Annotated in this window: 1 protein-coding gene; it reads right to left on the bottom strand. The window is 51.9% G+C overall.

Annotation, left to right across the window (positions count from 1 at the left end; translation table 11 throughout):
• Positions 1-173: 173 nt before the first annotated feature.
• Complete coding sequence (recQ, locus tag ACR0QW_RS10915; RefSeq protein WP_432643654.1) at positions 174-2,027, bottom strand: DNA helicase RecQ; 1,854 nt, start codon at positions 2,025-2,027, stop codon at positions 174-176.
• Between the last annotated feature and the right edge of the window lie 296 nt (positions 2,028-2,323).

Here is a 2,323-nt window from a genome sequence, read left to right as displayed (position 1 = left end):
GCAGCCAAGAAGTACAACACTACCATGCGTGTAGGTGCTTACATCGTAGCTCTGGGCGCTCTGGCCGAACCGATGAAACTGAGAGGCATTATCTAATAGAACCCAAAAACGGATCCTGTGCCCAGACGGCACAGCAAAAATTCCCGGACAGTGGTTGTCCGGGGATTTTTGTGTTACAAATTGTTTTCTTCACAAAAATCCTTGATGACGTTGAGAAACGCCTCACCGTACTTCTCATCCTTGGCCTGGCCCACCCCCAGTACGGTGAGGAAAGCTCCATGGTTTCGGGGCAGGACCTTGCACATATCCCGCAGGGTACGGTCACCGAAAATGACAAAAGGAGGGACCATGGCCTTTTCGGCCAGCTTTTTCCGCTGCGCCCGGAGCCGGCTGAACAGTTCTTCGCCTTGTTCCTGGGTGAATCCATCTGGCAGGGCAGCCCGAGGCAGTTCGGACTTTTTCTTTCTCCGGCTGCGGTCGCCGGTTTCCGGATCTTCAATCTTTCGTAGCAGTACCCGGATTGCAGTATCCTGCAATTCCCAGATTTTTTTGGAAATCCGCAATACCGGATATTGATCCGGACTGATCAGCAAATAACCCTGTTCAATCAGGCTGAGGATCATTTCCTTGATTTCCTTCAGGGTGTACTGGTGCAGGGCGCCAAACAGCCGCAGCCGGTAGAGTCCGGTTTCTTCTACCCGGGTAGAGCGGCTGCCGGCCAGGGTGTTGGCAATCAGGTTCATCCCATAAGGCCGTCCCGCCTCGTGGATGCATTTTACGATGATTTTCGTCTGTTCCGTGATGTCAATTTCCTTGAAATCTCCATTGCAGGAAGAACAATTGTCGCACCGGGCCGGGGCATCTTCACCAAAATAGTGGAGCATGGTCATGCGCAGGCAGGCTGTGGTGGTACAGTAATGCTCCATGGCACTCAGTTTGCGTCGGTTGTTCTCTTCCACTTCCTCTAGCTCTTCTGTGGCTGGCTGGTCCTTGTGCTCCAGCAGGAATTTCTGGATGATTACATCCTGGGCAGAGTAGAGCAGGATACACTCGGAGGGCTCACCATCCCGTCCGGCTCTTCCTGCTTCCTGGTAGTAGTTTTCCAGGCAGGAGGGCATGTTGTAATGGAGCACATAGCGCACGTTGGATTTATCGATGCCCATGCCAAAGGCGTTGGTAGCGATGATCACCAGGGTGCGGTCGTACAGGAAATCTTCCTGGGCTTTATGCCGTTTCTCCTGGCTCAGTCCTGCATGGTACCGTCCTACGGAAAAACCCTGATTCTGGAGCCAGCTGTACAGTTCATCCACATTCTTTCGGGTAGAACAATAAATGATGCCGCTGTCCTCCGGATGGCGTTTCAGGTAATCCAGCACGAATTCGTCCTTGCTGCGGGGCCGTTCCACTCCGAAATACAGATTGGCCCGGTCGAATCCGGTGACCAGACGCTGGGGGCTCTGCAGCTTCAGACTCTGGAGGATGTCTTCCTGGACATGCTGGGTAGCCGTGGCAGTAAAGGCACCTACCACCGGCCTTTTGGGCAAAAATTCCAGGAAATCAAGGATCCGGGTGTAGCTGGGCCGGAAATCCTGTCCCCACTGGGAGATACAGTGTGCCTCGTCTACGGCCACCAGGGAGATTTCTTCTTCTTTGGCGAAGCTGCGGAACAGTTCTGTTTCCAGCCGTTCCGGGGCTATGTAAATCAATTTGTAAGAACCTTTCCGGGCGGCGTCCAGGGTGGCGAAGAATTCCTGGGGAGAAAGGGCACTGTTGATGTAGGCAGCGGGGATGCCGGCCTGTTCCAGGGCTTGTACCTGATCCTGCATCAGGGAAATCAGCGGCGAAATTACCAGGGTGATCCCCGGCAACAGCAGGGCCGGGATCTGGTAGCAGAGGGACTTGCCGGCACCGGTGGGCATGACACCCAGCACGTCACGCCCTTTCAGCAGGGCGTCGATGAGCACCTCCTGACCGGGACGGAAACTCTTGTATCCAAAATACTTTTCCAGGGCTGTATATCGGTCCATAGGTGGAAAGACCTCCTCTATAGCAGAAAATCAAACTGTTGTTTGTTCCAATCATAACGAAAATCTGGAAAAATTGCAAGATATAGGCAATTTCCATAAATTGTATACAAAATACAAAAAAATAAACTGTTATTTCAGAATCATGCTATAATGAGCTCGTAAGGGTTCAAAGATAAGAGTTTTAGGAAAGTTGAAAATTTTAGGAGGCGTTACAAATGAGTTTGTTCGAAATGGCAAAAATCCCTATGGAAAAAGCTAGCAAGCTGATGAATCTGGATCCCAACGCTGAGGCTGTC

It is taken from the genome of Acidaminococcus sp. (assembly GCF_050873445.1).
Taxonomy (GTDB): domain Bacteria; phylum Bacillota; class Negativicutes; order Acidaminococcales; family Acidaminococcaceae; genus Acidaminococcus.
Note: the sequence above shows the minus strand (reverse complement) of the source record. Positions and strands in the feature narration are given on the sequence as shown.

Excerpts from the sequence above, each read along its gene's own strand:
- recQ (WP_432643654.1), bottom strand. The coding sequence starts at position 2,027 with ATGGACCGATATACAGCCCTGGAAAAGTATTTTGGATACAAGAGTTTC.